This is a genomic window from Deinococcus terrestris (assembly GCF_009377345.1).
GTDB lineage: Bacteria > Deinococcota > Deinococci > Deinococcales > Deinococcaceae > Deinococcus > Deinococcus terrestris.
In genome coordinates, this window is sequence record NZ_WBSL01000001.1 from 1,154,333 (window position 1) to 1,180,533 (window position 26,201).

Here is a 26,201-nt window from a genome sequence, read left to right on the forward strand (position 1 = left end):
CGCCGCAACCTTCGTCCCCTCCAGCGCATAGTGCCCGGTATGAGTTTCACTTCTCCCCCGGCCCTGGAACTGCTGGACCTGCGCAAGAGCTTCGGGGGGCGCGTGGCGGTCGCGGGCGTGAGCCTGACGGTGCCGCCGGGCGAGCTGTACGCGCTGCTGGGTCCCAACGGGGCGGGCAAGACGACCACCATCCGCATGATCGCGGGGCTGACCCGGCCCGACGGGGGCACGGCCCGCCTCTACGGGCATGACGTGACGCACGACGCCCGCGCCGCCAAGCGCCAGCTCGCCTACCTGCCCGACGACCCGCTGCTGTACGGCAAGCTGACCCCGCCCGAGTACCTGGAATTTGTGGCGGGGCTGTGGGAGATGGACGCCCGCGAGGCCGCCCCCGAAGCCGAGCGGCTGCTGCGCTGGCTGAACCTGTGGGAGCACCGCCGCGAGCGCACCGAGGGCTTCTCACGCGGGATGAAACAAAAGCTCGCGCTGGCCGGGGCGCTGATCCACCGCCCGCGCCTGATGCTGCTGGACGAGCCGCTGACCGGACTGGACGCGGCCGCCTCGCGGCAGGTCAAGGACGCGCTGCGCGAGTTCGTGGACGGGGGCGGCGCGGTCGTGCTGACCACCCACATTCTGGAGGTGGCCGAGCGGCTCGCCGACCGCCTCGGCATCATCGCGGCGGGGACGCTGGTGGCAGAGGGCACGCCGGGTGAGCTGCTGGCCCGCACCGGGACGGGCACGCTGGAAGACGCCTTCCTCAGCCTGACCGGGCTGCGCGTGAATGCCGAGGACCCCGTCGGGACCCCCGCGTGAGACCCGGCTCGTTGCCGTGGCTGCTGCGCTGGCAGACGCGCTGGGCGTGGCAGAACCTGAGCGGGGGGGCGAGGCGGGGGCTGATCGTGGGGGTGGTGTTCGCCGTGGGGGTGGGGGCGGCGCTCTTCTTCCTGCTGCGGAGCCTGCTCGCCGGAGTGCCGCTGGACCGCCCCCTCCCCGACGCGGCGCTGGGGCCGCTGACGCTGGGGCTGGTCTTCGTCTTCACGCTGATGATCTCGGCGTGCGTGACGGCGGCGCTGGAGGCACTGTATACACGGGGCGACCTCGACCTGCTGCTGCACTCGCCCGTCTCGCCGCGCACGGTGCTCGCGGCGCGGGCGCTGGGGGTGGCCTTCACGGGGGCGCTGGGGTCGGCGCTCCTCATCGTGCCGCTGACTTTCCTGTTGGCCGTGCTGGGCGCGTGGCGCGGGCTGGGGCTGCTGGGGTGGTGGCTGGGGGCGGCCCTGCTCGCGGCGACGCTGGGGCTGTGGCTGACCCTGGGGCTGGTGCGGGTGCTGGGGGTGCGCCGGGCGCGGGTCACGGCGTCGGTGGTGGGGGCGCTGCTGGGGGCGAGCCTCTTTCTGGCGTTCCAGTTGCCCAACATCCTGGGGCTGAGCGGGCGCGGCGACCTCGTGGTGCGGCTGCTGGAGGGGTTCGGGCCGGGGCGCGGCGGCTGGCCGGAGCGGGAGTCGGCCGTGTGGTGGCCCGCCCGCGCGGTGTGGAGCGAACCGGGGCCGCTGCTGGCGCTGGGGCTGGGGTCGGCCCTGGCCTTCGCGCTGAGCGTGCCGCTGCTGACCCGCCTCTTCGTGAGCGGGGTGGCCGCCACCGCCGAGGGAGGCGGGGGACGGCGGGCGGGACGGGAACGGGCCGGGCCACTGCGCTTCCGCCCGGCGCGGCAGGCCACGCTGCTCAAGGAGTGGCGCATGGTGGGCCGCGACCCCGAGTTGCTCTCGCGCACGCTGCTGCAACTCGTGTACCTGCTGCCGCTGATGGCCTCGGCGTGGCGCGGCTCGGTGGAGGGGGCGGCGAGCGCGGGCATCGTGCTGCTGGGGGCCAGCCTCGCCTCGGCGCTGGCGCACCTCACCCTCAACGCGGAGGACGCCCCCGACCTCCTCGTCACCGCCCCGCGCAGCCCGGCGGCCCTGCGGCGCGACAAGTGGCTGGCCGCCGCGCTGCCGCCCCTGGCGCTGGGGGTGCTCGGCGTCGGGCTGTTCGCCGCCCGGGACCTGCTGCCCCCCGGCCTGGCGCTGGCCCTCCTCGGCCTAGTGGCGCTGGGGGTCGCGGGCAGCGCCCTGCTGGTGCTGTGGCGGCCCCTGCCCGTGCGCCGCGCGGACGCCTTCAAGACCCGGCAGGGCAACACCCTGGGGCAGACCCTCCTGACCCTGCTGTTTCAGGGCGGCCTGAGCGTGGGCGCCTACGCGCTGGCCCGTGGGCAGGCCTGGAGCCTCGCGCCGCTGCTGGTGGCGGGTGTGGCGCTGGCGGTGGCGTACGGGGGGCGGGGGTCGGACGCGCGGTAGGGAAGGTTGATAGAGGAGCGCTGGTCACACGCCCCCTCACCCCGTTGCTTCGCAACGCCCCTCCGCTTCGCGGCTCTACGAGTCACCCGCAAGGGGAGAGGGGTCAACCTCTGCTTTCGCTGAAGCTCTCTTTTCCCTGTGTCAGCCGTCCTCAACGTCCCCACCGCTCAAGCTCACTTTCCAGGCAGACGAGCCGTTCGGCGCGTCCGCGCCGAGGCCTTTCACTCGGGCGGAGGATGGCGTGGAGGGGGAAACGTGGGCGGGGCAAACAGAGTCGCAACATGGGGGGACGACCTTTGCCCAGCGCAGCGCCGCTCCCCTGCCCCCTCTGGGGGGAGGGGCTGGGGGTGGGGGCAAACCGCAATCAAGACACCTCGCCCCTCCAGCCTCAGCCCTCGAACGCCCCCCGCTTCGGCTCCGGCAACCGGTACGCGATCAGCGCACTGGGAAGCAGCAACGTCAGACTGACCAGCGCCGCCGTCGTCGGCGTCGTCACATCCGCCAGCGCCCCCACCAGAAAGATCAGCAACCCCGCGAACCCCCACGAAAACCCCATCATGATGCTGCTCGCCACCGCGACATGCCCCGGCGCGTACTCCTGCGCGGCGACCACGCCGACCGGGACACTGGCATTCACCGCCGCCCCGACCAGGAACGTGAGCGGGTAGAACCACCAGTTCGCCGGACTCGACAGGATCAGCAGCGCGAAAAAGGGAATGGTCGTCAGGATGGCCGCCCGCAACACGGGAACCCGCCCGTAACGGTCGCTCGCCCGCCCCCCCACGATGCCGCCGATGGCGCTGGCGACGGCGTAGACGGCCAGCGTGACCCCGACCTCCCGCGCCCCGAAGCCCCGCCCCAGCAGGATGAAGGGCAGCATCGCGTTGTACCCCATGCTGGCGAGCGAGCGCAGCACCGCCATCGCCCAGAGACCTACGAGCGGCCCCCGGAAAATGCCCGCGTATTCGGCCAGCGACACCCGGCGCCCTTCGGCCCGGCCGGAGGGGGTAACGGCAAAGGTAATCGCCGCGATCACGGCCCCGATCAGGGCGAACCAGGGCAGGTTCTCCAACCCTACGCCCGCAAACACCGGCCCCAGCGCCATGCCCGCCGTGCCCCCGGCACTGAACAGGCTGGCCCACAGCCCCCGCTTCTCGGAGGGGCTGCTCAGGGCGACGTAGGCGGCCCCAGCCGGGTGGAAAAAGCCGCTGCCGAATCCCGCGACCGCCACCAGCAGCACCAGCGCCCCGAACCACGGCACGAACCCCATCGCCGTGAGGCCCAGCCCCGTCATCAGCGGCCCCAGGGCGGCGGCGTAGCGACGGTCGAAACGCTCGCCCAGAATCCCTAGCAGCGGTTGCAGCACGCTGGAGGTCAGGCTGTAGACGCTGGACAGCAGAGTGACGGCGGCGATAGATACGCCAAACTTGCCCTGAAGGGCCGGGGTCAGGGGCGTGAGCATCGCCCCGTAGGCGTCGTTGATGAAGTGTCCCGCCGTGACGGCCACGGCGACGGCGGTGGCGTGACGGGCGGCGACTCGGGCGGGGGCGGCCTGCATGGGCGACACGCTACGCCCACCGGACAGGTCAGCACGAGTGGGAAGGAGCGGCCGTCCCGCAGAAAGGGCCATCCCCCACCAACACCCAAGAAAACATGAAGGGGCGGGCCTGATGAATGTGACGGTGTGAGGCGGATGTGGGCTTCTTCACAGCTTAGGCTGGGACATGACCCTCGCCCTGCGCACTGCCGTGGCCGCGACTCTGCCCTCGGAGAAGCGGCTTGACCTCCAGCTCGCGGCCCTGCCCGAGCGGGACTGGGCCGAAGTCGCGGCGCTCTTTGCCCGGGACTTGCCCGAATTGGAGGTCGTGGTGGCGCTGCCGGGCGGGGAGGCACTGGCACACGCGTTGGGGCGATTGCGGGGCCTGACGGTGCTGGAGGTGCAGGCGGACGGCCGCCTCCCGGAGCGGGTGGAAGGGCCTGTCCTGGGGGACGCGGTGATTGTCACCCGGCACCTCACCGACGGTCTGGCCGAACTGGAACTGCTGCTGCGGACCGAGGCCGCCGCCCTGCGGGTGCGGGCGGTCGCCGTGGGCGTCGAGCGCACGAACTGTCCCGGCCGCACCCGGCTGGAACTTCAGGGGTTGAAGGTGCTGAGCGCCGTGGCCCTCGCGGACACCCCGGCAGGCCTGAAGTTCGAGCAGCGGATTCCGGCCCGGCTGCGCCGCGTGTCATAAGCGGTCAGGCCTCGGGGGTCGCCTCGCGGTAGCCCCGCAATGCCCGCTCCTCGGCGGGGATGCGGATCAGGAGCAGCAGGGCGGCGTTGAGCAGCGTCCCCGCCAGCGCCGTACGCCACGCCCCCACCGCCAGCGGCCCGGAAGCGAGTTCCAGCGCCACGACCGCGTAGTTGGGATGCCGGACGTACTGAAACGGCCCCCCGGTGACCCGCTCGCCCCCCGGCACGATCAGGATGCGGGTGTTCCAGTAGCGCCCCAGCGTGCGAATGACCCAGTAGCGCAGCGGCTGAGCCAGCACGAACAGCAGCAGTGCTCCCCAGTTCACCCCGCCCCGGGCGCGGCGGCCCTCCCACAGCAGGCCCAGCATCCAGGCCGGGTGCAGCAGGAAAAAGAGGGGGTAATGCTCGCGGCCGTACTCCACCGCGCCGTGCTCCCGCGCCCAGCGCTCGTTGGCGCGGGCCACCCGCAGTTCGAGGAGGCGCTGCACCATCAGGAAGCCGAAGAGCCAGGGAGCGAGGGTGCGGGCCTTCACCGGACCGCCTCGCCCGCCAGCAATGCGTCGGCCGCTGCGTCCGCGTCCAGTTCGCCCCGTGCCACCCGCGCATACAGGTCGCCGCTGGCCTCCCGTGCCCGCTTGAGCACCCGCTCCTGCACCAGCGTCCGCACCTCGAACTCGGCCCGCTCCGCTCGGCGGGCGTGCAGCCCTTCCTCACCCAGATGGGCGCGGTGGGCTAGGACCGCCTCCAGCACGGCCTCCACCCCCTCGCCCGCCTGCGCGACTGTGCGGCGCACCGGGGCGAACCAGGTGTGCTCGTCGTGGGCGCCAAGACCCTGCGCGGCGAGCAGTTCGCGCACGGTACGGTCGGCGCCGGGCAGGTCGGCCTTGTTCACGGCGATCACGTCCGCGATCTCCATGATTCCGGCCTTGAACGCCTGCACGCCGTCCCCGCCCGCCGGGGTCAGGACGAGCAGGGTGTGGTCGCACACGGCCGCCACGTCTACTTCGGACTGTCCAACGCCCACTGTCTCCAAGATCACCCAATCGAAGCCCGCCCCCTCCAGCAGCGCGAGCACGGGCAGGGTGCGCGGCGAGAGGCCGCCCAGGGCGCCGCGGCTGGCGAGCGACCGCACGAAGACGCCGGAGTCGCCGTGGTGGCGCAACATGCGGATGCGGTCGCCCAGAATCGCGCCCCCCGAGTAGGGACTGCTGGGGTCCACCGCAAGGACGGCCACCCGCTCGCCCCGCACCCGCAGCGCGGCGATCAGGGCGTCGGTGAGGGTGCTCTTGCCGCTGCCGGGGCTGCCCGTCACGCCCAGCACGACGGCACGGTCCGGGCGCTCGCGGGCGGCCCGCAGAACAGGACGTGCGGTGTCCAGGCCGCTCTCCGCCAGCGTGATCGCGCGGGCCAGGGCGCGGGGGTCCCCGGCGCGGAAGCGGGCCACGAGGTCGGGGGAGGTCAAGGGGTCACCCCCGCCTTCCGGGAGAGGTGGGCAGCAGGCAGTCGCATCGTGCGCTCAGGCTAGCGCTCCGGATGGACCTCAAGGCGCCTGCCCCAGCACGTCGTCCACCTCGGTGGCCTCGATCAGGTCCTCCAAGTGCGCGTCGTCGTTGAACCCCAGCAGGGTGCCGCTGTCCTCGCCCAGCAGGACGCGGGTGATGGAGGTGTTCGTCACGCTCAGGCGGGCCCAGGCGTGGCCCGGCACCCCCCCCAGTGCCAGCCCCACCGCCACCCGCACCACGCCGCCGTGCGTGAAGACGAGGACCCGCCCCCCCGCGTGCCGCCCCCGCAGGCGCTCGAAGGTGTCCCCGCAGCGGGCAAACAGGTCCGCCATGCTCTCACCGCCGGGGCGCCGGGTGCCCCAGGGATCGGCCTGGAGGTCGCGCAGGTACTCGGGGTGCTGCCGCGCGATGTCGGCCACGACCAGCCCGCCGAGCTCACCCACGTCGATCTCGCGCAGCCCCGGCTCGGCCTGCACGGTGGGCTGCCCGGCCAGCCGCTCGGCCACCGCCTCGGCGGTCTGCGAGGCGCGGGTCAGGTCGCTGGTGTACACCGCGTCGAAGTGCTGCCCGGTCAGCCGCTCGGCCAGCGCCGCCGCCTGCAAGACCCCGATGTGGCTGAGGGGCACGTCGGTCTGGCCCTGGTAGCGTCCGTCCGCGTTCCAGGTGCTCTCGCCGTGCCGCACCACCCAGAACTCGGTCGCGGTGCGGCGGTCGGGCAGCCGGAAGCCGGTGGGGGGACGGTACCTCTTCAAGAGGAGGCCCCGCCCAGCCCGGCCTCATTCAGACCCGCCAGCGTCACGCCCTCGCCGGGCACCATCTCCCCGATCACCCAGGGCGACTCGCCTGCCCCGCGCAGGGCCGAGAGCGCTGCTTCCTGCTCCTCCGGCCCCACGATGAAGAGGAAGCCCACGCCCATATTCAGCGCCCGAAACGCCTCGGTCCGGTCCATCCCGGCCCGGCGCACGATCAGCTCGAAGACGGGCGGCACCGTCCACGACCTGGTGTCCACCCGCATCCCCAGCCCCGCCGGGAAGACGCGCGGCGGGTTGTCCACCAGCCCGCCCCCGGTGATGTGGGCCATGCCGCGCACGTCCACCCCGGCTCCGGTCAGGGCGTCAAAGGCTCTCAGGTAGGCCCGGTGCGGCACGGTCAGCAGGTCTTCCAGCCGCTCGCCGCCGAGGTCGGCCCGCGCTTCGGCCCAGTCCAGCTCATCCAGCGCCATCCGCGCGAGGCTGTAGCCGTTGGTGTGCAGGCCGCTGCTGGGCAGGGCAATCACGGTGTCGCCCACCTGAATCCGCGAACCGTCAATCAACCGGGAGCGGTCCACGACACCCACGATGGTGCCCACGAGGTCGAGTTCGCCTTCGGTATACACGCCGGGCATCTCGGCCGTCTCGCCGCCCAGCAGGGCCACGCCGAGGGCCTCGCACGCCTCCGCCGCGCCCGTCACGATGGCGGCGACCTGCTCCGGGATCAGGCGCGAGGTCGCCACGTAGTCCAGGAAAAAGAGGGGCCGCGCCCCCTGCACCAGAATGTCGTTCACGCAGTGGTGGACGATGTCGGCCCCCAGGCCACCGACCCGCCCGGTGCGGACGGCCACCCGCGTCTTGGTGCCCACCCCGTCAGTGGAGGCGACCAAGATGGGGTCTGCCATCTCCCCGAAGCTGGCGCGGAACAGCCCCCCGAAGCCGCCCAGCCCGCCCAGCACGTTGGGGGTGTGGGTGCGGGCGACCGCCTCCTTCATCAGGGCAACCGCCCGGTGCCCCGCGTCGATGTTCACGCCTGCCCGCTCGTAGGCGGGGGCCGCGTCCGTGTTGCCTTGCGTCATGCTCCTCCCAGGTGTCGCCCCAGGCCGGGGCCGCTCGGGAGGCAGCATAGCGGAGAAGGAGGCGGGGCCTTTCGCCGTCAGCCCCTCGCCCCACTCCGGCGCAGTGCCCACCAGCGTCCCAGGACGACCAGTCCCACCACGGCCGACAGAAGCCCCAGCCCCCAGGCCATCCGCGTGGCCGAACCGCTGAGCCACACCACCAGCGCCGTGACCGGCAGTGCCCCGGCCGCCGTCGCCACCATGAAGGGCCGGAAGCCCATGCCCGCCGCGCCCGCGACCAGATTGAGCACGTCGGCCGAGAGGACCGGCATCAGCCGCACCAGCAGCACCCCTTGCAGGCCGTAGCGCTCGGCAAAAGTGTGGGCCGTCTGCCGCGCCCGCTCGCCCGCCAAGGCCCGCACCAGCGTGTCCCCCAGCGCCCGGCCCAGACCGTACCCGGCGGCGGCGCCCAGCAGCGTGCCCAGGTAGACCAGCAAGAAGCCCTCGACCGGGCCGTAGGCGCGGGCCGTCACCGCCGTCATCACCAGGGCGGGCAGCACGGGCACCGCCGCTTGCAGCACGAACCCTGCCAGCAGCGCCAGCGGCCCGGCCCAGCCCAGGTCCTCCACAAAGGCGCGGGTGACCGCCGGGTCGCTGGAGGTCAGGGCCTCCCAGCCCTCGCCCAAGAAGGCCCGCGCGTCCGGCGTCAGTGCGGCGGCAGTCAGCCCCAGCACAACCACGCCGGGCAGAATCCACCGCAACGCCGCGACCGCTGCTCGGCGGGGAGGGAGGGGCGCGGAGGTCATGGCGGCAGTGTAGGGGGGCCGGGTGAGGAGGCGGTCAGGCCTTCTGCCCCGCTATGCTGCCCCCCGATGCACCCCGACCTGCTGACCCGCGTGCTGTCGCTGCTGCCCCCCCCGCAGCCGGAGGAGGCGACCCGGCCCGAACTGGCCCACTTCCACGCCATGCTGCGCGACTACCCGCAGCGCGGGGGTAAGGGCATTCGTTCGGCGCTGCTGCTGGCCTCCGCGCGGGCACACGGGGCGCGGCCCGGCACCCCCGCGTGGGAGGGGGCGCTGTGGCTCGCGGCGGGCCTGGAGCTGTTTCAGAACTGGGTGCTGATCCACGACGACATCGAGGACGACTCGGAGGAGCGCCGGGGCCAGCCTGCCCTGCACCGCCTGCACGGGGTCCCGCTGGCAATCAACGCGGGCGACGCCCTGCATGCCTACATGTGGGCGGCCGTTCACCGCGCCGGGGTGCCGGGCGGCATGGAGGAGTTCCTGGCGATGATTCACCGCACCGCCGAGGGCCAGCACTTGGACCTGAGCTGGGTGGAGAGCGGCGAGTGGGCGCTCACCGGGGCCGACTATCTGGAGATGGTCCGGCTGAAAACCGCCCACTACACCGTGGTCGTCCCGCTGCGGCTGGGCGCCCTCTCCGCCGGGCACCCCCCCGACGAGCGGCTCACCCTGGCGGGGCTGAAGCTCGGCGCGGCCTTCCAGATTCGGGACGACGTGCTCAACCTGCTGGGCGACGCCGCGCAGTACGGCAAGGAGATCGGCGGCGACCTGCTGGAGGGCAAGCGCACCTTGATCGTGCTGCACTGGCTGGAGACGGCCCCGGCGGACCAGAAGGCTCTCTTTCTGGAGCAGATGGCCCGCCCCCGCGCCGACAAGGACGCGGACGCCGTCGCCCAGATTCACCGCTGGCTGCTGGAGAGCGGCAGCGTCACCCACGCCCAGGCCCACGCCGACGCCGAGGCGCGGGAGGGGCTGGCGCTGCTGGAGGAGGCGCTGGCCGAAGCTCCTGACCCACAAGCCGCCCGCGAGTTGCTGGACACGGTGCGCGGATTGGCGACGCGGGAGGCGTAAGGAGATGAGGGCGCCTCTCCGGGGGGATGCTTCCTGATTCTCGCTGCCGATGTGGGCTACTCGCCGGGCTGGGCGAAGGCGGCAGGCATCCTGTTCCGGGAGTGGACCGACGAGCACCCGGAGAGGGTCGTCACCGCCCACCTCGCCTCCCCCGAGGAGTACCTGCCTGGGCAGTTCTACCGGCGCGAGCTGCCCGCCCTGCTGAGCGTGATCGGGCCTGTCTTGCTCGAGACGCACACGGTCGTGATCGACGGGTACGTGTGGCTGGGGAGCGAACGGAGACCTGGCCTCGGGCTGCACCTGTGGGAAGCGCTGGAAAGGAGAATCCCGGTCATCGGCGTTGCCAAGACGAGATTTCAGGGGACACCGGAGGAGACGGAGGTGTTGCGTGGGACAAGCGGGAGCCCCCTGTTCGTCACCGCCGTCGGCCTTTCGCTGGAGGAGGCGAAAGGACACCTCAAAGGGATGGCGGGCAAGCACCGCCTCCCCACGCTGCTCAAAGAGGTCGACAGGCTCAGCCGCTCCGGCTGACGCTTATCCCAGCAGCCCCAGCGCCGCGTCCGCGAAGCGCCCGAAGCCCGCGTTCAACTCGCGCAGCGCCGCCCCGTCCGGCACCCCCCACTCGGGGAAATACAGCCCCACGTTGACCTCCAGTCCGAAGGCGGGCACCCCGGTCCGCGCGGTCCAGCGGGCGCTCAGCGTGTCGGTGGTCCAGGGGTCGCCCACCGCCACCCGCTTGAGGTTGCCGGTCAGCAGTGGGGAGAAGGCCGTCTCGCACGCCCCACGCAACCTCTCCCACAGCTCAGGGGGAAAGGTCGGACTGCCCGCCGTCCCCGGCATGATCGTCAGCGCCGGGCGGGGTACCCCGGTGTCCGGCCCCAGCGCCGGGCCGTGCGAGGCCATCGCGTGCCCCACGATCATCAGCCGCGCTCCCGCGATCTCGGTCTCCACCTGCCGGTCAAAGGCGTCCCAGACACGCCGCAGCCGGGCCTCCCGCGCCCCCGGCGACAGCGTGAAGCCCGCCGGGTAGAGGGGCTGGCGGGCGAAGTCGGTCAGCTTGACCACGCCGTTGTCGGCCTCGTCGTTACGGTGACGGTTCAGGTCGGCGGCGAAGCGGCTCCACGGCGCTTGCAGGAAGCGGGCGCCGGGCAGCGCGAAAATCAGGTCGGTGTAGGGGTCCCCCTCCAGAAAGACGCGGCGCAGCAGGGCCTCGCGCTTCCCGGTGTCGAACACCTCATCGCCCAGCATCTCGCGCAGCACGTCGGCGGGCAGCGCCCCGGACGGGTGGGGGGCCAGGATCAGCAGGTCGCCTCGGGCAGGGGTCATGGGGCCGATGGTACGCCCGCCCCCGCCCAACTGCGGCCTGCCGCACCGCCCCTTCCTTCCCCTCCCCGCTAAACTGGGAGAGTGCAGCTTTCGGCCCTGTCCACCCTGAACTACCGCAACCTCGCGCCGGACACGCTGACGTTTCCGGCCGGGGTCACGGGCGTGTTCGGGGAGAACGGGGCGGGCAAGACAAACCTGCTGGAAGCCGCCTACCTCGCCCTGACCGGGCTGACGGACGTGACGCGACTGGAGCAGCTCGTGCAGTCGGGCGAGCGCGAGGCCTACGTGCGGGCCGACGTGCAGCAGGGCGGCAGCCTCAGCATTCAGGAGGTCGGGCTGGGGCGCGGGCGGCGGCAGCTCAAGGTGGACGGGGTGCGGGTCAGGACCGGCGACCTGCCGCGCGGGAGTGCCGTGTGGATTCGCCCGGAGGACAGTGAGCTGGTCTTCGGTCCCCCGGCGGGGCGGCGGGCGTACCTTGACGCGCTGCTCTCGCGCCTGAGCGCCCATTACGCGCAGAAGCTCGCCCGCTACGAGCGCACGGTGTCGCAGCGCAACGCGGCCCTGCGGGCGGGCGAGGACTGGGCGATGCACGTCTGGGACGAGGCGCTCGTCAAGCTGGGGACCGACATCATGCTCTTTCGCCGCCGGGCGCTGACCCGGCTGGCCGAACTCGCCTCGGAGGCGAACGCCGCGCTGGGCAGCCGCAAGGCGCTGTCCCTGACTCTTCAGGAGTCCACCGCGCCCGAAACCTACGGGGCCGACCTCACCGGGCGCCGGGCCGAGGAACTCGCGCGGGGAGCCACCGTGACCGGGCCGCACCGTGACGACCTCGTGCTGCGGCTGGGCGACTTTCCGGCGAGCGAGTACGCCAGCCGGGGCGAGGGGCGCACGGTCGCGCTCGCCCTGCGCCGCGCCGAGTTGGAGTTGCTGGCCGAGCGCTTCGGGGAAAAACCGGTGCTGCTGATTGACGATTTCTCGGCCGAACTCGACCCCGGCCGCCGCTCCTTTTTGCTGGACCTCGCTGCCAGCGTGCCGCAGGCCATCGTGACCGGGACCGAGCGGGTGCCGGGGTCGGCGCTGACCCTGCGGGCTCACTCGGGGCGCTTCACGGCCGAAGGGCAAGCGGTGGGAGCGGGGACGCTGGAGGTGACGGCGTGAGTTCTTCCCGTGGTCCCCGCCGCCTGGGTGGTCCACGCGGCCTCTCCGACCTGATGGGCGCCACGCTGGGCACCGCCCGCATCGCCAAGGGGGTGCAAAAGGCGCGGGCGATCCTGGCCTGGCCGCAGGCGGTGGGGCCGGAGATTGCCCGGCTCACGCGGCCCCGGTCGCAGCAGGGGGGCACCCTCTTCGTGGAGGTGCGCGACTCGACGACCGCGCACCACCTCACGTTGCAGCGCCACCACTTCCTGCGGCGGCTGAACGAGGTGCTGGGCGAGGAGCGGGTCACGGAAATCCGCTTCAGCGTCGGGAGTGTGCCCCGGCCACCGGACGTGCCCAGGCAAGCGCCCCTCCCCGCCCCCGACCGCGAGCGGGCGCGGGCGCTCGTGCAGGACGTGCAGGGGGACCTGAAAGGCGTGGCGCTGAAGGCGGCCGAGGCGATCACGCGGGCGCGGAAGTGGCGTGAGGAACAGGGCTGGCGTCCCTGCCCGGTGTGTGGGGAGGCCAGCCGCGAGCAACCCTGCCGGGCGTGCGAGCTGACCCTGGAGGACCCCAACGTGCGCCGGGCGGCCCGCACCCTGACCCGTCACCCCGAGCGGCTGGCCGCGCTCCCGTCCCTGCTGGGCAACAGCGGCGCGGACGCGGCCCGGTTCCTGGCCCTGGCCTCGCTGCGGGAGGCACTGGAGCTGCTGGCGCTGGAATGCGTGCGCGGCGGCGGGGAAGCCGGATACCGCGACTTCCTGGCCGAGCAGGCTGAACTGTTCGTGGCCCTGACGCACCGTGCCCCGCGCCGACCGCTGACCCGCGCCGACCGCGCCACGTTGCCCGAACGGGTGCGAACGGTGCTGGAAGCAGGGCGGTAAAGCGGGGCCAGCCCTGCCCCGCTGACGCCGCATTGACGCTCCGTTGACGCCTCTGGGTTCACGATCTCTCCACCTCCGGCGCGGGTGGCATCCCTCCGCCCGCCTCCCGGGGGGAGGAGGGATCACCCATGAGGAAGGATTCGCGCACCGCTCCCCTGTTCCTTGCCCTCTCGCTCGGTCTGCTCAGCGCCTGCGGGGGCGGCCAGAGGCCCCAGCCGAATACGACGGACTTCGTGTTTCCGGCGGCCTGGACGGTCTCCTCTCCCGCCGAGGTCAAGCGGGGCGGCACCCTGCGGAACAGCGCGCCGGGGCCTTCGCTGACGCTCAATCCGTTCCGGAATGCTCAGGCGAACAGCGCGGTGTCCCAACTGTCGGACGCCGGGCTGCTCAAGCAGGACCCCGTGACCGAAGAGTTCGTCCCCTACATGGCGCAGGCCTATACCGTCTCGGCCGACGGCCTGACCTGGGAGTTCACGCTGCGGCCCGACCTGAAGTGGAGCGACGGCCAGCCCATCACGCCCAAGGATTTCGTGACGACGGCCCGGATTCACCAGGATCAGGCGGTCGGCTCGAACTCCTACGACACCCTGCGGGGGGTCACGGTCAGCCAGACGGGGGACCGCACCGTGCGCATCGTCTTTCAGGAGCGGCAGGCCACCACCGCCTTGACCACGGCGTTCACCCCCTGGCCCGACCATATCTTCGGCGCGGCCTACACGTCGGGAGGCGCGGCGGCCATCCGTGCCCTGTGGCCCGTGGCGGCGAATCCAGCCAGCATCGTGGTGTCCGGTCCCTTCAAGCTGGCCTCGCTGGCCACGGATGGGGCCGCCGTGCTGGAGCGCAACCCCTTCTACGGCGAGTGGGCCGTGGACAGTGCCGGGCAGCCGCTGCCGTACCTGGACCGGGTGGAACTCGTACCCGTCTCCAGCACGGACGCGCAACTCAGCGCGTTCCTGGCGGGCCGAATCGACCTCTTCTCCCCTGCCCCCACGCAGCTCGCGGCCCTGCGCGGCGCGGCGAACGTCGTGCTGCGCGAGAATTACAGCGGGCAGGCTTCCAGCAGTTGGATCGTCTGGAACTGGAACCGGGCGTCCGACCCCGAAAAGCAGCGCCTGTTCCGCTCCAGTGCCTTCCGGCAGGCGATGAGCCACCTCACCGACCGCGAGCGGATGGTCCGCGAGGTGCTGGGGGGCGCGGGCGAGGCGGTGTACACCAACGTCTACCCGGTCTTCGCCGAGTGGATCTCGCCCACGGCGCCCCGGTTTAACTTCAATGTCGCCGAGGCCCGCCGCCTGCTCGCGGGACTGGGGTACGACCGCGCCAATGCCGACGGCTACCTGATCAACAGCGCCGGGCGGGTGCTGGAGTTCGATCTGATCACCAATGCGGGGAATACAGCCCGCGAGAACTACGCCCGGATCTTTGCGGAGGGAGCGCGGCAGGCGGGCGTGAAGGTCAATGCCCAGGCGATTGACTTCAACGTGATTGCCAGCCGCCTGGCCTCAACCGGCGACGACCGGCCCTTCGACGCCATCCTGCTGGGGCTGAGCGGGGGGAGCAACATCTGGCCCTTCGGGGTCAACGTCGTTCCGTGCAATGGCAACCTGCACGCCTACAACCGCTCGGGCGGCTGCCTGACCGACTGGGAACGCGAGGCGGATCGCCTGTTCCAGGAGGGCAACGCCGAACCCGACCGCACGCGGCGCCTCGCCCTCGGGCGGCAGCTTCAGGACCTCGAGGCGCAGCATCAGCCGTTCGTATACCTGGTGGCCCCCAAAGCCAGCGTCGCCTGGCGCAGCCGCGTGCGTGGCGAGTACCCGGCAGCCATTGCCGACGCCGACGTGGGCACCCGCGAGCTGGTGCTGACCTGGGTGCAGGACTGAGACCAGGCCTGAGATCGAAGCCGCCCGCGCTCCTGGATGGACGCTCAATTCACCTCTACTCCGCAGTCCGGAGGGATCACGATGAAGACGCACACCCGTCCCACTCCCCTGTCCGCCGCCCTCCTGCTGACGCTGCTGCTCGCGGCGTGCGGAGGGCCGACCCGCCCGGCCGGAACCCCGGTCACCAGCCTCGCTGACAGCGGCCCCGGCAGCCTGCGCGAGGTGCTGGCCGCCGCCGGGGACGGCGATACCCTGCGCTTCACGGCGGGCGGAACGGTGACCCTTTCCAGCCCCGTGACCATCGACAAGGACGTGACGATTCTGGCCGGGGAGGTGACCCTGGACGCGGCCGGAAGGGGCCGGGTGCTGGAGGTGGCTCCCGGCACCGAGGTGACGATGCGGGGCGGAACGCTGCGGGGTGGGGTTGGGCAACCCGTCGAGATTCCGGTCACGACCAGTCAGGCCCTCTCCCGGGCCACCTGGGGCGGCAACCTGCTGAACGGAGGCACGCTGACGCTGGACGGGACCACGGTCACCGGCGGCCGGGCCATGAATGGCGGCGGGATCTACAACGCGCCGGGCGCCACCCTGACCCTCCGGAACGTCACCATGACCGCGAACGAGGCGTTTATTCCCAATCCGGACATCGCCAGCGAGAGCACTGGTTCGGGCGGGGCCATCGCCAACCGGGGCACGCTGACCATCGAGAGCGGAACCTTTCAGGGCAACGTGGCCTTCTACACGGGCGGGGTCCTGCGGCATACGGACGGCACCCTGACGGTGCAGGGGGGCCTCTTTGAGAACAACTCCTGCACCTTCGCGGAAGTGGCAGACGGCAGCCGGGGTTGTGCGGGCGGAGCGATGCTGCTGTCGGCGGGGACAGTCATCGGGGGCGGGACGTTCCGGGGCAACAGTGCCACCAACGCGGGCGGCGCCCTGTTCGTTTCCAGGTCTGCTGTCACGATCAGTGGAGGCACCTTTGAGGGCAACCGCGCGACCGGGGCCGTCAACAGCAGCGGTGGGGCCATCTACAGCACCGGGAATCTGACGCTCAGCGCCGGGACATTCAGGGGAAACGCCGCGCTCTATGGCGGAGCACTGCGCAGTTCCGGCAGCAGCACGCTGACGATGACTGGCGGCAGCTTCACCGGAAACGCGGCCGGAGCCACTGGCGGCGCTGTCAACTTCTACGGGACCGGCCGCATTTCCGGTGGCGTGATCGAGAACAACGCGGCACAGAGCGGCGGCGGTGGCCTCCAACTCTACTCGGGAGCGGGCCAGAAGACCTCGCTGACCATCGAGGGCGGGGCTGTGGTTCGTGGCAACACCGCGCAGTACGGCGGCGGAATCGGAGTCGGCAGCGCCGAGGCAGGCGGCACCACCCTGGAGGTCAGGGGCGGAACCCTCAGCGGGAACTCTGCTCAGCGCGGAGGGGGGCTGGACATTGGCCACTCCGCCATCCTGAATCTCTCGGGCGGCACCATCAGCGGCAATCAGGCCACCGTGACGGGCGGCGGCATCGTCATTGGCGGCGCGGTGACCATGACGGGCGGGACCATCAGCGGCAACTCCACGGTCAGTCAGGAGGGGCACGAGGGCGGCGGAGGGGTGCGTCTGTACGCCGGGGCGAAGATGACCGCCAGCGGCGGCACCATCAGCGGCAACAAGGCCCGCTGGGGCGCCGGAGTCGTGATTGACGGCCCTTACCAGACCTCCCCCACCGCCGAGTTCCTCCTGACTGGCGCGGACGTCAGCGGCAACCAGCTGACCGATCCCAGCAACGTGGGCGGGGGCTTTTTCAACGGCGGCAGGCTGACTGTGACCTCCGGCCGCGTGACCGGGAATGCGGCCACCCGCAACGGCGGCGGCGTGTTCAACCGCAAAGACGCTGCCTATATCCAGACGGGCGGCACCGTCAGCGGCAATACACCCGACAACGTCTTCAACGAATAACGCCTCCCCACGTTTGGCCCACGTCCTTTCACCCTCTCGTTCCCCCAGGAGGTGCACTCCCCCAGTTTCTCAATCTCTCCTGGCCGCGCTGCCCCCGTCCGTCCCCTCCTGCCCGGCGCCCCATGTCCGCCGATCAGAAAGGACCCCCGCCATGCGCACCCCCCTCTCCAAGGCCCTGCTGCTCGCTGCCCTCCTCGCCCCGGCCGTTGCCCCGGCCCAGGCCGCCCGCGTCTATTTCCTGAACGACCACGCGCAGAGCGGCCTGGTCGACGTGTATGTCAACGGCAGGCTGCTGTTCGACAACATGTTCCCGGCCTTCCCCACGATGTTCGGGCATGACCTCGCGCCTGGCAAGCACACCTTCGTGGTGACGGCCTCCAACGTGCCGCCCGGCCCGGCCAACCTGCTGGAGACGGAGCTGGATATCGCGCAGTGGGGAGAGTACACCCTGAAGTTGTCGGGAGGCACGGACCTGAACTTCCCGGCCCTGGCCCTCGCGCTGAGCCGGCGGTAGACCCGCACCGCCGGAGGCCCGCGCCCACGTCCCACAGCGGCGCGGCCTCCGGTTGCCCTCTGGTCTTCCCCCCGCCAAGGAGCCTGCCATGACCCACCGCCAATGGCTTTTCCCCTGGGCCTGCCTGCTGCTCGCCGCCTGCGCCCCCGCCGCCGTCCCCGTGGGGGACCCCATCGTCCTGAGTGCCGAACAGGTGCGGGGGCTGTGCGCGGGGAATCCCCGGGTGGGCGACCAGGGGCTGCTGCTGTGGGGGCCGAGCGAGGAGGAAACCTCTCTGCCCGGTCCCTACGACGTGACCTGCCCGGACGTGACGCTGACGCACTCGGGGACCGAGGTCACCGTGCGGGCCGCGACGCTGGGCGACGCACTGGCCCGCTTTACCGAGGACGCCTTCCTGCTGGCCTACTACGCCGACCTGCGGGTGAGATTGCCTGAACCCGGCGTGGTGAGCGCCGACTCCCCGGCCGAGTTGCCGGAAAACCTGCAAGGAGAGATCGCGGGGATTGACGTGACGGTCACCCCGCAGGGCGGGGCCCCCCAGCTCCTACTCCGGGCCGGGAAGGTCACGCCCCTGCGCGTTGACTCGGCCCTGCCGCTGACGGTGCAGACCAAGACCAGCCGCACGGTCAACCCCTGGCCAACGGTGGTGCTTGACCCCCAGGCCGGAACGGTGCGGGCCACGCTGGGGCGTTAGCCCCTCACCCTCAGCCCGCCTGCGTTACCGCCAGCACCTTGAAGCCCCCCTCGCGCCGCAGCTCGCGCACCGGGCCGAGGGTGCCCATCGCCGCCTCGTAGGGCAGGGGCTCATTGGCAACGAGGAAGAGGGTCCCGCCGGGAGTGAGGCGCCGCCCCGCCGCCGCGATGAACTCGCGGGCCACGTCCAGCACCACCCCGCGCCCGACGTGAAAGGGCGGGTTGGTGAGAACCAGATCGAAGGTGCGCTCGCCCAGCCCTGCGTCCACGTCGCTGTGCAGCACCTCGCCCGGCAGTCCGTTGGCGGCCAGGGTCGCTTCGGCACTCCGCACGCTCTGGAGGTCGCCGTCGGCCAGGGTCACGGCCGCGCCGCGCCGCGCCGCCCACGCCCCAATCAGGCCAGTCCCGCAGCCCAGGTCCAGCACACGCCGCCCTGTCAAGCCCATGTCGTCCAGCGCGTTCAGCAGCAGGGCCGTGGCCTTGTCGGGCTTCGCGGCGCTGAAGACGCCTGGCAGGCCGACGACGCGCAGGCCGTCCAGCTCGTAGCCCTCAAGGTCGGGATAGGCGGGCGTGGGGCCGGGGCGGCGCACCATCCGGGCCACCCGCATGCCGCCGTCGCGGGCGATGGTTTCACCCGTGCCAAACGCATTTCCGGCCGCCCGCACGTAGCGGTCGTAACCCTTGTCGCGGTCCCCGGCGAGGTAGAGGGTGCCGCCGAGGGGCGTGCAGGCGTGCGCCCAGGCCACCTGCGCGAGCGCGTAGGCGTTGCCCCGGTCCCCGGCCAGCACCAGGGCCACGGTGCGGGGGCGCTCGGGCCAGCGCTCCCGCAGGTCGTCACCGGGGACGGCGGGGTGGGAATCCACCCCGGCTTCCCGCAGCGCCGCGAGCGCCGGGGCCGACCCCTCCACCGCCCGCAGGGTCACGCCGGGCAGCGACCCCAGCAGCCCGCCCATCGCCGTGAGGTCCAGCACGTCGCCGCGCACCCGGTCCTTGCGCATCGTCTGCGCGAGCAGCGCCTGCGCGTCGTCCACCCCCGGAAAGCCGCGCACGCCAGGTTTGGTCAGGGCGCGGAGGCCATCGAGCCGGGGCGGCAGGGTAGCCGGGCGCACGTCGAAATAGCTCCCGGCCTCGGCCTGCGGGGGGAGTTCGGCAGGGGGGCGGGCCGGGCGGGAGAGGCGGACTTTGGACTTGGGCTTGCGGGTCACGGCTAGAAGCTATCAGCCGTCCGCTCCCGGAAACCGGGGCGTCCTGCCGAAAGCCGAGAGCTGACCCCTGATAGCTTTTTCCCCATGCCCTCCGTCACCCCCGACTGGTCTTTCGAGCGCGAGCACTGGCGGCGCGGCTACTTCCGGGTGGCCGGGGTGGACGAGGCGGGCCGGGGCGCGTGGGCCGGGCCGGTCACGGTGGCGGCGGTGATCCTGCCCGGCTCGGCGCAGGAGTATCCCTTCCGGGACTCCAAGCAGCTCTCGGCAACCCAGCGGGAGGCGTTCGCGGCAGAGGTCCGGCGGGTGGCCGTGGCCTGGGCGGTCGAGCACGCCTGGCCCGACGAGATCGAGCGGCTGAACATCCTGGGGGCCACCCACGCGGCGGCGGCGCGGGCACTCGCGCGGCTGAACCCCGCGCCGCAGGCCCTGGTGACCGACTACCTGCGCCTGCGCACGCCCCTCCCGCTGCTGGCCCCCCCGAAGGCCGACGCCCTGAGCTACTCGGTCGCCGCCGCCAGCCTGCTTGCCAAGACCGAGCGCGACCGGGTGATGACCGAACTCGACCGCGAGCATCCCGGCTACGGCTTCGCGGCCCACAAGGGCTACGGCGCCCCCGCCCACCGCGCGGCGCTGGAACGGCTGGGGGTCAGCCCGGTGCATCGGCGGGGATACGCGCCCATTGCCCGGCTGCTTCAGGCGGGCCTCTTCAACGACTGACGAGCCAGGCCAGCCCGAAACACAACCCGGCGGCGAGCAGGCTGACGGTCAGGGCGGCGAGCGGCCAGTGGATGCGCTCGGTGGCCTGACCCAGGCGGCCCCGGTGGAAGGAGGTCGCCTCCTGGGAGTCGGAGGCCCCCATCGCAAACGACCCCGCCAGCACGCACAGCAGCGTGCCCGCCCCGTTCAGACCCAGCCGCACCCCCTCCCAGCCGGGCTGGATCAGGAAGTGGCCGACCAGGGCGGCGGCGAGGGCGACTCCCAGCCCGATCAGGAGGCCGTGGCCCAGCAACCCGCGCAGGGCGTCCCAGCGGGACTCGGTGAGGCCATCGGGAGCAGGGCTCATGGCTTCATCTCAGCATGGGCGGGGGGCCGGGGCAAGCCGAGTTGTCGCCCAGCATGCAGAGTCAGGCGGCCGGGCAGGTCACAGTGACGGGCAGACACGGGCGGGGCACGGTCACCCGGCAGCGGGCCGGGGGCGGGAGTCACGCCGGAACCGCAGCGGGGGCGCGGGCCGAAGTCCCCCGAGGGAGGGCCACCATGTCGAGCCGCAACCTTGCCCAACTCCTGACGCTGGCGGGCGCCGCCTCTATCCTGGGGTCCATCGCGATCTGGGCCACGCGCGGCGGCGCGGGTACCACGCCCGAGGAACGTGCCCACGGCGAGCGCTTCGGCATCTTCGTGGGGCTGTGGGCGCCCACCTTCTTCATCCTGGCGAACCGCTACAACGCAAACGCCCTGCGCGAGGAGTAGGCCCGCCTAACCCCCCGCTGGGGGCCGTTCCAGTCCGGTCTGAAGCTCGCTGGGGCGAAAGCCCACGCGTTCGTAGAGCCGCTGGGCGTGGTACTCAGGGTCAGCGACGATCACCAGGGTCTGCGCCCGGAGATGGTGCCGCGCCCACTCGCCCGCGAAGTGCACGAGGTGACCTGCCAGGCCGCGCGACCGCTGCGCCGGGTGGGTTTCCACATTCTGGTACCGGATGACCCCTCCACCCGCGTCGTACACGCCCAGGCCTGCTGCCATCCGGCCGTCCGCGAATGCGCCCAGGCAGGCGCCGTGCCCGGCCTCCTGCGCCCGGCGCAGGCCCGCGAGGCGCCCGGCGGAAAAGAGGCGGTAGCCCTCCGCCTCCAGCGGGTCCGGGTCGGCGGCGTTCACGGCAACGCGCAGCTCCAGCGCGGCGTCCCAGTCGGCGTCCGTCTCCAGGGGGCGCAGGGCCACGCCCGCGAGCAGGGGGCGGTCCGGCGCGGTCGTGGCCGGGGTGGTGAGCACCGTGTCGCGGGTCAGGCGAAACCCGGCGGCCTCGAACTCCCCGGCGGCCCCGGCCTCCCCATCGGTGATGTCCAGCCCGAAAGTCACGTGACTGGCGCCAGGGTGCGCCTCCCGGAAGCGGGCCAGCCACAGCTCCAGGCTGCCGGGCGCGGGCGGCGCGTGCAGCAGCAGGAAGTTGCCCCACCAGAAGGTCAGGTTGTCCGGCGTACGAATGACCGTGTACTCGTCCCGGTCCTCGACCTGTGCCCCGGCCTGCACCCGCAGGGCGAGGTCGGTGCGGAAGCCCAGAGCGCGGGGCGTGCGGAAGGAGGGGGTCATGCCAGGCAGCCTAAGCGCAGGCGCCCCCGCCCGGCATCCGCCGAAGAGCGGAGGCTAGCAGCCGTCGCTGCTGAACCCCTCGCACGGCTCCCGTGGGGTCCAGGGCATGTCCAGCGTCTTGCGGGCCAGGGCCAGCGCGAAGGCCGCCGCGTCCGTCACCCGCGCGGGTGAGAGGGTCCGGTCACTCGCCGCGTGGTAATTCTCGTCCACGCCCCGGTGGATAAAGGCCGTTCGCACGCCCCAGCCAATAAACGGCACGTGGTCGCTACTTCCCGTCACGCCGGAGGAGCGCCCGAAAGACTCGCGCTCGGGCGGGCTGTCCTCGAACAGGCGGATGCCGGGGCGCACCCTCTGCGCGATGGGCCGCAGCTCGGCGTGCGCGGCCACGCCCAGCGGTTCGGCGCCCACGCCCACCATGTCGAGGTTGATCATCGTGCGGGTCTGCCGCAGCAGGAAGCGGTGCGCGTTCACGAAGGTACGGCTGCCGTACAGCCCGTCTTCCTCCCCGTCGAACAGGACGAACCACGTCTGCCCGGCCAGCGGGGTGCCCGCTACCCGCCGCGCCGCCTCCAGCACCGCCAGCACGCCGCTCGCGTTGTCGTTGGCGCCCGGCGAGGCGTTCACGCTGTCGAGGTGCGCCCCGAGCACGATCTCGGGTTTTGCCTCCACCCGCGCCGCGATCAGGTTGGCGCCCGTGACCTCGCGCCGCTCCACGTTCGACACGAGGTCAGCGTTCTCGCCTGCCTGTGCCCAGACCCGCTCGCCGTCCTCCGCGCCCACCCACACCAGCGGCAGCGGGGTGGCGGCGACGCGCTCCAGCCGCGCCAGGTCGCAGTCCTGCACCCAGACCAGCCCCAGCGCCCCCGCCTGGATCGCCCGGCCCACGATCTCGCCGCGCGAGAGGTCCCCGTCCTCCCAGTCCTGGCAGCGCAGCAGCGCGATCTGGCCGCGCAGGCCCCGCGCCTCCATTTCTTCGCGCGAGAGGCCGCCGGAAAGGGGCACCAGCCGCCCCGACTGCTCGCCGCCCCCGGCGCCGTAGAGGGCGCGAACGGGCACCCGCAGGTCCCCCACCGTCAGCGTGCCGCCGAGGTCGAAGGGCCGCTCCAGCGTGACGGGCTGGCGGGTGACGCGGTACCCCAGACCTTCCAGTTGCTCCTGCGTCCAGTCCAGCGCCTGCGCGTGGCCTGGCTCGCCCACCGGACGGGGGCCGAACGCCTGCAACTCGGTCCAGTCCCCAGCCACTGTGCGGGCCTGCGCCGCCGCCTGCACCGGGGGGTTCTGGGGGCGGGTGCCCAGGTAGGCGCCACCGCCCGCCACGCCCAGCACGGCGAGCAGCGGCAGCGCCCATTGCCACAGCGGGCGGGCCGGGCGGGTGGGGAGGGCGCGGCGGGGCATGGGGTCAGGGTAGCGGCTGGGAGGTGAGGACAGGCGCGAAAGTGCGGTCCTCATGTCTCAGCAGACAGAAGCGGGCGGGGGCGGTGCCGTACACTGCCTGCGTGACCGAAGGGCCGACTGCCAATATCCGCAACTTTTCCATCATCGCCCACGTGGACCACGGCAAGTCCACGCTGGCCGACCGCATCCTGGAGCGGCTCGGCGCGATGGGCGAGCGCGACAAGCGCGACCAGACCCTCGATACGCTGGAGCTGGAGCGCGAGCGCGGCATCACCATCAAGTCGACGCCCATCCGCCTCAACTACCGCCGTGAGAACGGCGAAGAGTACGTCTTCAACCTGATCGACACGCCGGGACACGTGGACTTCAATTACGAGGTGTCGCGCTCGCTGGCCGCCTGCGAGGGCGTGCTGCTGCTGGTGGACGCTTCTCAGGGGGTGGAGGCGCAGACCATCGTCAACGCCTACCTCGCCATCGACAACAACCTCGAAATCATCCCGGTCGTGAACAAGATCGACCTCCCCGCCGCCGACCCGGAAGGCGCCGCGCAGGAGTTGGAAGAGGTCATCGGCATTCCCGCCGAGGACGCCGTCTTCGCGTCGGGCAAGGCGGGGCTGGGGATTCCCGAGATTCTGGAAGCCATCGTCGAGCGCATCCCGCCGCCCCCCGGCGACCCGCAGGCCCCCCTCAAGGCGCTGATCTTCGACTCGTTCTATGACGCCTACCAGGGCGTGATCCTGTTCGTGCGGGTGCTGGAGGGCACGCTGACGCCCAAGCAGCCCATCATGCTGTTCGGCACCGGCAAGACCTTCGAGGTGGACAAGGTGGGGACCTTCACGCCGGGCTTGGTCGTGGGTGACTCGCTTCCGGCGGGCACGGTGGGCTGGGTCGCGGCGGGCATCAAGGACATCCACGACGCGCAGGTGGGCGACACCATCACGCAGAAGGACCGCCCCACGCCCGAACCCTTCCCCGGCTTCAAACCCGCGCAACCCGTCGTGTTCTCGGGGCTGTATCCCACCTCCACCGAGGAGTACCGCAAGCTGCGCGACGCGCTGGAAAAGCTCAAGCTCAACGACGCGGCCTTCACCTTCGAGCCGGAAACGTCGGAGGCGCTGGGCTTCGGGTTCCGCTGCGGCTTCCTGGGCCTGCTGCACGCCGAGATCGTGCAGGAGCGGCTGGAGCGCGAGTTCGACCTCGACCTGATCGCCACCGCGCCCGCCGTGGTGTACCGGGTCACCCTGACCAACGGCGACGTGTTCGAGACGCAGAACCCCGCTGAGTTCCCCACCCGCGACCGCATCGACATGGTGGAGGAGCCTTACATCAAGCTCAGCATCATGCAGCCCGAGGAGTATGTCGGCCCGGTGATGCAGCTTCTTCAGGAACGGCGGGGCTCGATGGTCACCATGAATTACGTCGGCAAGCGGGTCGAACTGATCTACGAGGTGCCCTTCGCAGAGATCCTCTACGACTTCCACGACCGCCTCAAATCCATCTCGCGCGGGTACGCCTCAATGGACTACGAGCAGATCGGCTACCGCGAGGGCGACTTGCGCAAGGTGGACATCCAGGTCAACAACGAGGTCGTGGACGCGCTGGCCGTGATCGTCCACGAGGACAAGGCTTACTCGCTGGGCCGCAAGATCGTGGACAAGATGGCCGAGGTCATCCCCCGGCAGATGTTCCCGGTGCCCGTGCAGGCGACCATCGGCGGCAAGATCATCGCCCGCGCGACCGTGAAGGCCTACCGCAAGGACGTCCTTGCCAAGTGCTACGGCGGCGACATCACCCGCAAGAAGAAGCTGCTGGAAAAGCAGAAGAAGGGCCGCGCCCGCATGAAGCAGATCGGGACCGTGGAGGTGCCGCAGGAAGCCTTCCTCGCGGTGCTGAGCACGGACGAATAAAGCAGTAAAGACCGGCCCTGGGTGGCCCGCTGCTCCTTCCGGTGCGGTGGGCCGCCCTGCTGCCTCGTCCGTCTTCCCTGAAGGCCTCACCGCCTCCACTCAAGGGGTGCGCTCATGCAGGCTGCCTACCGTGTGAGAAGAACCGCAGCATTCTCATCTCACCCCGAAAGGACGCCTGACCATGACCCAAGCGCACGAGCCTTCGCCTGACCTGAACCGCATTCGCCCGCCCGCGCCGCCCGTCTCGACTTTCGGGGGGACGCAGGTCCTGCGCCCAGACGTGGTGCGGGTGCGGCTGCCGATGGTGAACGTCTTCCTGATGGGCCTGCCGGGTGAGGACTGGGTGTTGCTGGACGCCGGGATGCCGGGCACCGCCGGACTGATTCGCAAGGCCGCCGACGAGTACCACGCGGGCCGTCCGCCGGTCGCCACCGTGCTCACGCACGGGCACCTCGACCACATCGGGGCGCTGCACGACCTCTTGAAGGTGTGGGACGTGCCCATCTACGCGCACCCGCTGGAGCTGCCGCACGTTACCGGCGTGGCGCCCTACCCCTTTCCCGACCCCACGGTGGGCGGCACGACCAGCCTGCTCTCGCCCGCGTTCGTGCCCGGTCCTTTCGACTTCCGGCCCCATGTGCGCCCGCTTCCGGAAGACGGCAGCGTGCCGCACCTGCCCGGCTGGCGCTGTCTGCACACGCCGGGACACACCTCCGGGCACGTCTCGCTGTGGCGGGAAGAAGACCGCACGCTGATCGCCGGGGACGCTTTCGTGACCACCAAGCAGGAGTCGGCGGCAGGCGCCTTCGCGCTGCGCCCCACCCTGATTCACCGCCCACCCGCCTACTACACCCCCAACTGGGACGAGGCGCGGGACTCGGTGCGGCGGCTCTCGGCGCTGCATCCCTGGCTGGTGGTCACCGGGCACGGACACCCCATGTCGGGACCGGAGATGCAAGCCGACCTCGCGCGGCTGGCCCGCAACTTCGACGAGCTGGGGCGCCCCCGCCGGGGCTGGTACGTGACCCGCCCGGTGCCTGTGGGCGTGCCCCCGGTCGGCCCCGATCCCCTGAGGCAGCGGGTGCTGGCGGGCCTCGCGCTGGGGGCACTGGCGCTGGTGCTGACGCGCCGCCGCTAAAGCCTTGCCTCTGTCCCCACATCGGGCGGGCCATCACGGGCACGTCACAGGTGTGGGGATTCTGTCAGAGCGGGGTTTTTACACTCCCCTCCGTGAGCACAGGAGACGCGCAGGTC

26 protein-coding genes are annotated in these 26,201 nt (G+C 71.8%); 15 read left to right on the forward strand and 11 right to left on the reverse strand.

The features are described from left to right. Positions 1 to 39 precede the first annotated feature (39 nt). A complete protein-coding gene (locus tag F8S09_RS05735) occupies positions 40 to 813 on the forward strand; it encodes an ABC transporter ATP-binding protein (RefSeq protein WP_152869649.1) in 774 nt (257 codons plus the stop codon). After that, on the forward strand, positions 810 to 2,330 hold the full coding sequence (locus F8S09_RS18120; RefSeq protein WP_322618568.1) for a hypothetical protein: 1,521 nt from the start codon (positions 810 to 812) through the stop codon (positions 2,328 to 2,330). The genes F8S09_RS05735 and F8S09_RS18120 overlap by 4 nt, the downstream gene beginning before the upstream one ends. 388 nt (positions 2,331 to 2,718) lie before the next feature. Here F8S09_RS18120 and F8S09_RS05745 read toward each other — a convergent pair whose 3' ends face one another. Then, entirely contained in the window at positions 2,719 to 3,888 is a 1,170-nt protein-coding gene (locus F8S09_RS05745) for an MFS transporter (RefSeq protein ID WP_152869651.1), read from the reverse strand. Between the two features lie 166 nt (positions 3,889 to 4,054). Here F8S09_RS05745 and F8S09_RS18125 point away from each other — a divergent pair, with 166 nt between their 5' ends. Continuing rightward, positions 4,055 to 4,564: a hypothetical protein gene (locus tag F8S09_RS18125; RefSeq protein WP_152869653.1), complete on the forward strand. Its 510-nt coding sequence runs from the start codon at positions 4,055 to 4,057 to the stop codon at positions 4,562 to 4,564. 4 nt (positions 4,565 to 4,568) lie between these two features. Here F8S09_RS18125 and F8S09_RS05755 read toward each other — a convergent pair whose 3' ends face one another. The 5 genes from F8S09_RS05755 to F8S09_RS05775 all read right to left on the reverse strand — a co-directional run bounded on the left by F8S09_RS05755 (position 4,569) and on the right by F8S09_RS05775 (position 8,678). Next, complete coding sequence (locus F8S09_RS05755; protein ID WP_322618569.1) at positions 4,569 to 5,096, reverse strand: isoprenylcysteine carboxyl methyltransferase family protein; 528 nt, start codon at positions 5,094 to 5,096, stop codon at positions 4,569 to 4,571. Further along, positions 5,093 to 6,025 carry a methylmalonyl Co-A mutase-associated GTPase MeaB gene (gene meaB, locus F8S09_RS05760; protein WP_152869655.1) on the reverse strand — a complete coding sequence of 311 codons (933 nt, stop codon included), beginning with the start codon at positions 6,023 to 6,025 and terminating at the stop codon, positions 5,093 to 5,095. Before meaB ends, F8S09_RS05755 begins: the two co-directional genes overlap by 4 nt. A 78-nt stretch (positions 6,026 to 6,103) precedes the next feature. Next, on the reverse strand, positions 6,104 to 6,817 hold the full coding sequence (locus F8S09_RS05765; RefSeq protein ID WP_152869657.1) for a histidine phosphatase family protein: 714 nt from the start codon (positions 6,815 to 6,817) through the stop codon (positions 6,104 to 6,106). Further along, entirely contained in the window at positions 6,814 to 7,893 is a 1,080-nt protein-coding gene (gene purM, locus F8S09_RS05770) for a phosphoribosylformylglycinamidine cyclo-ligase (RefSeq protein WP_152869659.1), read from the reverse strand. Before purM ends, F8S09_RS05765 begins: the two co-directional genes overlap by 4 nt. A gap of 77 nt (positions 7,894 to 7,970) precedes the next feature. Next, entirely contained in the window at positions 7,971 to 8,678 is a 708-nt protein-coding gene (locus F8S09_RS05775; RefSeq protein ID WP_152869661.1) for a TVP38/TMEM64 family protein, read from the reverse strand. Between the two features lie 66 nt (positions 8,679 to 8,744). On the opposite strand from F8S09_RS05775, the gene F8S09_RS05780 reads away from it, so the two are divergent. Continuing rightward, on the forward strand, positions 8,745 to 9,746 hold the full coding sequence (locus F8S09_RS05780) for a polyprenyl synthetase family protein (protein ID WP_152869663.1): 1,002 nt from the start codon (positions 8,745 to 8,747) through the stop codon (positions 9,744 to 9,746). A gap of 36 nt (positions 9,747 to 9,782) precedes the next feature. Beyond that, the gene (locus F8S09_RS05785) at positions 9,783 to 10,277 is read left to right on the forward strand and encodes an endonuclease V (RefSeq protein WP_322618589.1); all 495 of its coding nucleotides are present in this window, start codon (positions 9,783 to 9,785) and stop codon (positions 10,275 to 10,277) included. A 3-nt stretch (positions 10,278 to 10,280) separates the two neighbouring features. Here the strand turns inward: F8S09_RS05785 and F8S09_RS05790 are convergent, their stop codons facing one another. Next, positions 10,281 to 11,072 (reverse strand): N-formylglutamate amidohydrolase, encoded by a 792-nt coding sequence (locus F8S09_RS05790; protein WP_152869667.1) that lies wholly within the window; start codon positions 11,070 to 11,072, stop codon positions 10,281 to 10,283. 81 nt (positions 11,073 to 11,153) lie between these two features. Here F8S09_RS05790 and recF point away from each other — a divergent pair, with 81 nt between their 5' ends. The 6 genes from recF (at position 11,154) to F8S09_RS05820 (ending at position 18,137) form a co-directional block, all read left to right on the forward strand. Next, the gene (recF, locus tag F8S09_RS05795; RefSeq protein WP_322618570.1) at positions 11,154 to 12,230 is read left to right on the forward strand and encodes a DNA replication/repair protein RecF; all 1,077 of its coding nucleotides are present in this window, start codon (positions 11,154 to 11,156) and stop codon (positions 12,228 to 12,230) included. A gap of 53 nt (positions 12,231 to 12,283) precedes the next feature. Continuing rightward, on the forward strand, positions 12,284 to 13,093 hold the full coding sequence (locus tag F8S09_RS05800) for a DUF721 domain-containing protein (protein WP_152870223.1): 810 nt from the start codon (positions 12,284 to 12,286) through the stop codon (positions 13,091 to 13,093). 128 nt (positions 13,094 to 13,221) lie between these two features. Further along, positions 13,222 to 14,976 carry an ABC transporter substrate-binding protein gene (locus tag F8S09_RS05805; RefSeq protein WP_152869669.1) on the forward strand — a complete coding sequence of 585 codons (1,755 nt, stop codon included), beginning with the start codon at positions 13,222 to 13,224 and terminating at the stop codon, positions 14,974 to 14,976. An 81-nt stretch (positions 14,977 to 15,057) separates the two neighbouring features. Next, positions 15,058 to 16,929, forward strand: a complete 1,872-nt coding sequence (locus tag F8S09_RS05810; protein ID WP_194165222.1) for a beta strand repeat-containing protein — start codon at positions 15,058 to 15,060, stop codon at positions 16,927 to 16,929. Between the two features lie 151 nt (positions 16,930 to 17,080). Continuing rightward, positions 17,081 to 17,443 (forward strand): DUF4397 domain-containing protein, encoded by a 363-nt coding sequence (locus F8S09_RS05815; protein ID WP_152869673.1) that lies wholly within the window; start codon positions 17,081 to 17,083, stop codon positions 17,441 to 17,443. An 88-nt stretch (positions 17,444 to 17,531) separates the two neighbouring features. After that, positions 17,532 to 18,137, forward strand: a complete 606-nt coding sequence (locus F8S09_RS05820; RefSeq protein ID WP_152869675.1) for a hypothetical protein — start codon at positions 17,532 to 17,534, stop codon at positions 18,135 to 18,137. A gap of 10 nt (positions 18,138 to 18,147) precedes the next feature. On the opposite strand, the gene F8S09_RS05825 is transcribed toward F8S09_RS05820, so the two are convergent. After that, the gene (locus F8S09_RS05825; protein ID WP_322618571.1) at positions 18,148 to 19,341 is read right to left on the reverse strand and encodes a class I SAM-dependent methyltransferase; all 1,194 of its coding nucleotides are present in this window, start codon (positions 19,339 to 19,341) and stop codon (positions 18,148 to 18,150) included. A gap of 84 nt (positions 19,342 to 19,425) precedes the next feature. On the opposite strand from F8S09_RS05825, the gene F8S09_RS05830 reads away from it, so the two are divergent. Next, positions 19,426 to 20,058: a ribonuclease HII gene (locus F8S09_RS05830; protein WP_152869678.1), complete on the forward strand. Its 633-nt coding sequence runs from the start codon at positions 19,426 to 19,428 to the stop codon at positions 20,056 to 20,058. On the opposite strand, the gene F8S09_RS05835 is transcribed toward F8S09_RS05830, so the two are convergent. After that, positions 20,048 to 20,404 carry a hypothetical protein gene (locus F8S09_RS05835; protein WP_152869680.1) on the reverse strand — a complete coding sequence of 119 codons (357 nt, stop codon included), beginning with the start codon at positions 20,402 to 20,404 and terminating at the stop codon, positions 20,048 to 20,050. The two genes, F8S09_RS05830 and F8S09_RS05835, sit on opposite strands and share 11 nt — an antisense overlap. Before the next feature lie 194 nt (positions 20,405 to 20,598). On the opposite strand from F8S09_RS05835, the gene F8S09_RS05840 reads away from it, so the two are divergent. Then, positions 20,599 to 20,811, forward strand: coding sequence for a hypothetical protein (locus F8S09_RS05840; protein ID WP_152869681.1), 213 nt, complete (start codon positions 20,599 to 20,601; stop codon positions 20,809 to 20,811). A gap of 6 nt (positions 20,812 to 20,817) precedes the next feature. Here the strand turns inward: F8S09_RS05840 and F8S09_RS05845 are convergent, their stop codons facing one another. Continuing rightward, positions 20,818 to 21,645: a GNAT family N-acetyltransferase gene (locus F8S09_RS05845; RefSeq protein ID WP_152869683.1), complete on the reverse strand. Its 828-nt coding sequence runs from the start codon at positions 21,643 to 21,645 to the stop codon at positions 20,818 to 20,820. 54 nt (positions 21,646 to 21,699) lie between these two features. Then, a complete protein-coding gene (locus tag F8S09_RS05850; protein WP_152869685.1) occupies positions 21,700 to 23,040 on the reverse strand; it encodes a M28 family metallopeptidase in 1,341 nt (446 codons plus the stop codon). A 101-nt stretch (positions 23,041 to 23,141) separates the two neighbouring features. On the opposite strand from F8S09_RS05850, the gene lepA reads away from it, so the two are divergent. Further along, on the forward strand, positions 23,142 to 24,947 hold the full coding sequence (lepA, locus tag F8S09_RS05855; protein WP_322618572.1) for a translation elongation factor 4: 1,806 nt from the start codon (positions 23,142 to 23,144) through the stop codon (positions 24,945 to 24,947). 181 nt (positions 24,948 to 25,128) lie between these two features. Further along, the gene (locus F8S09_RS05860; protein WP_152869687.1) at positions 25,129 to 26,085 is read left to right on the forward strand and encodes an MBL fold metallo-hydrolase; all 957 of its coding nucleotides are present in this window, start codon (positions 25,129 to 25,131) and stop codon (positions 26,083 to 26,085) included. Positions 26,086 to 26,201: the final 116 nt, after the last annotated feature.

Excerpts from the sequence above, each read along its gene's own strand:
- F8S09_RS05735 (WP_152869649.1), top strand. The coding sequence starts at position 40 with ATGAGTTTCACTTCTCCCCCGGCCCTGGAACTGCTGGACCTGCGCAAG.
- F8S09_RS05745 (WP_152869651.1), bottom strand. The coding sequence starts at position 3,888 with ATGCAGGCCGCCCCCGCCCGAGTCGCCGCCCGTCACGCCACCGCCGTC.
- F8S09_RS18125 (WP_152869653.1), top strand. The coding sequence starts at position 4,055 with ATGACCCTCGCCCTGCGCACTGCCGTGGCCGCGACTCTGCCCTCGGAG.
- purM (WP_152869659.1), bottom strand. The coding sequence starts at position 7,893 with ATGACGCAAGGCAACACGGACGCGGCCCCCGCCTACGAGCGGGCAGGC.
- F8S09_RS05775 (WP_152869661.1), bottom strand. The coding sequence starts at position 8,678 with ATGACCTCCGCGCCCCTCCCTCCCCGCCGAGCAGCGGTCGCGGCGTTG.
- F8S09_RS05780 (WP_152869663.1), top strand. The coding sequence starts at position 8,745 with ATGCACCCCGACCTGCTGACCCGCGTGCTGTCGCTGCTGCCCCCCCCG.
- F8S09_RS05790 (WP_152869667.1), bottom strand. The coding sequence starts at position 11,072 with ATGACCCCTGCCCGAGGCGACCTGCTGATCCTGGCCCCCCACCCGTCC.
- F8S09_RS05800 (WP_152870223.1), top strand. The coding sequence starts at position 12,284 with ATGGGCGCCACGCTGGGCACCGCCCGCATCGCCAAGGGGGTGCAAAAG.
- F8S09_RS05805 (WP_152869669.1), top strand. The coding sequence starts at position 13,222 with ATGAGGAAGGATTCGCGCACCGCTCCCCTGTTCCTTGCCCTCTCGCTC.
- F8S09_RS05810 (WP_194165222.1), top strand. The coding sequence starts at position 15,058 with ATGAAGACGCACACCCGTCCCACTCCCCTGTCCGCCGCCCTCCTGCTG.
- F8S09_RS05815 (WP_152869673.1), top strand. The coding sequence starts at position 17,081 with ATGCGCACCCCCCTCTCCAAGGCCCTGCTGCTCGCTGCCCTCCTCGCC.
- F8S09_RS05820 (WP_152869675.1), top strand. The coding sequence starts at position 17,532 with ATGACCCACCGCCAATGGCTTTTCCCCTGGGCCTGCCTGCTGCTCGCC.
- F8S09_RS05830 (WP_152869678.1), top strand. The coding sequence starts at position 19,426 with ATGCCCTCCGTCACCCCCGACTGGTCTTTCGAGCGCGAGCACTGGCGG.
- F8S09_RS05835 (WP_152869680.1), bottom strand. The coding sequence starts at position 20,404 with ATGAGCCCTGCTCCCGATGGCCTCACCGAGTCCCGCTGGGACGCCCTG.
- F8S09_RS05840 (WP_152869681.1), top strand. The coding sequence starts at position 20,599 with ATGTCGAGCCGCAACCTTGCCCAACTCCTGACGCTGGCGGGCGCCGCC.
- F8S09_RS05845 (WP_152869683.1), bottom strand. The coding sequence starts at position 21,645 with ATGACCCCCTCCTTCCGCACGCCCCGCGCTCTGGGCTTCCGCACCGAC.
- F8S09_RS05850 (WP_152869685.1), bottom strand. The coding sequence starts at position 23,040 with ATGCCCCGCCGCGCCCTCCCCACCCGCCCGGCCCGCCCGCTGTGGCAA.
- F8S09_RS05860 (WP_152869687.1), top strand. The coding sequence starts at position 25,129 with ATGACCCAAGCGCACGAGCCTTCGCCTGACCTGAACCGCATTCGCCCG.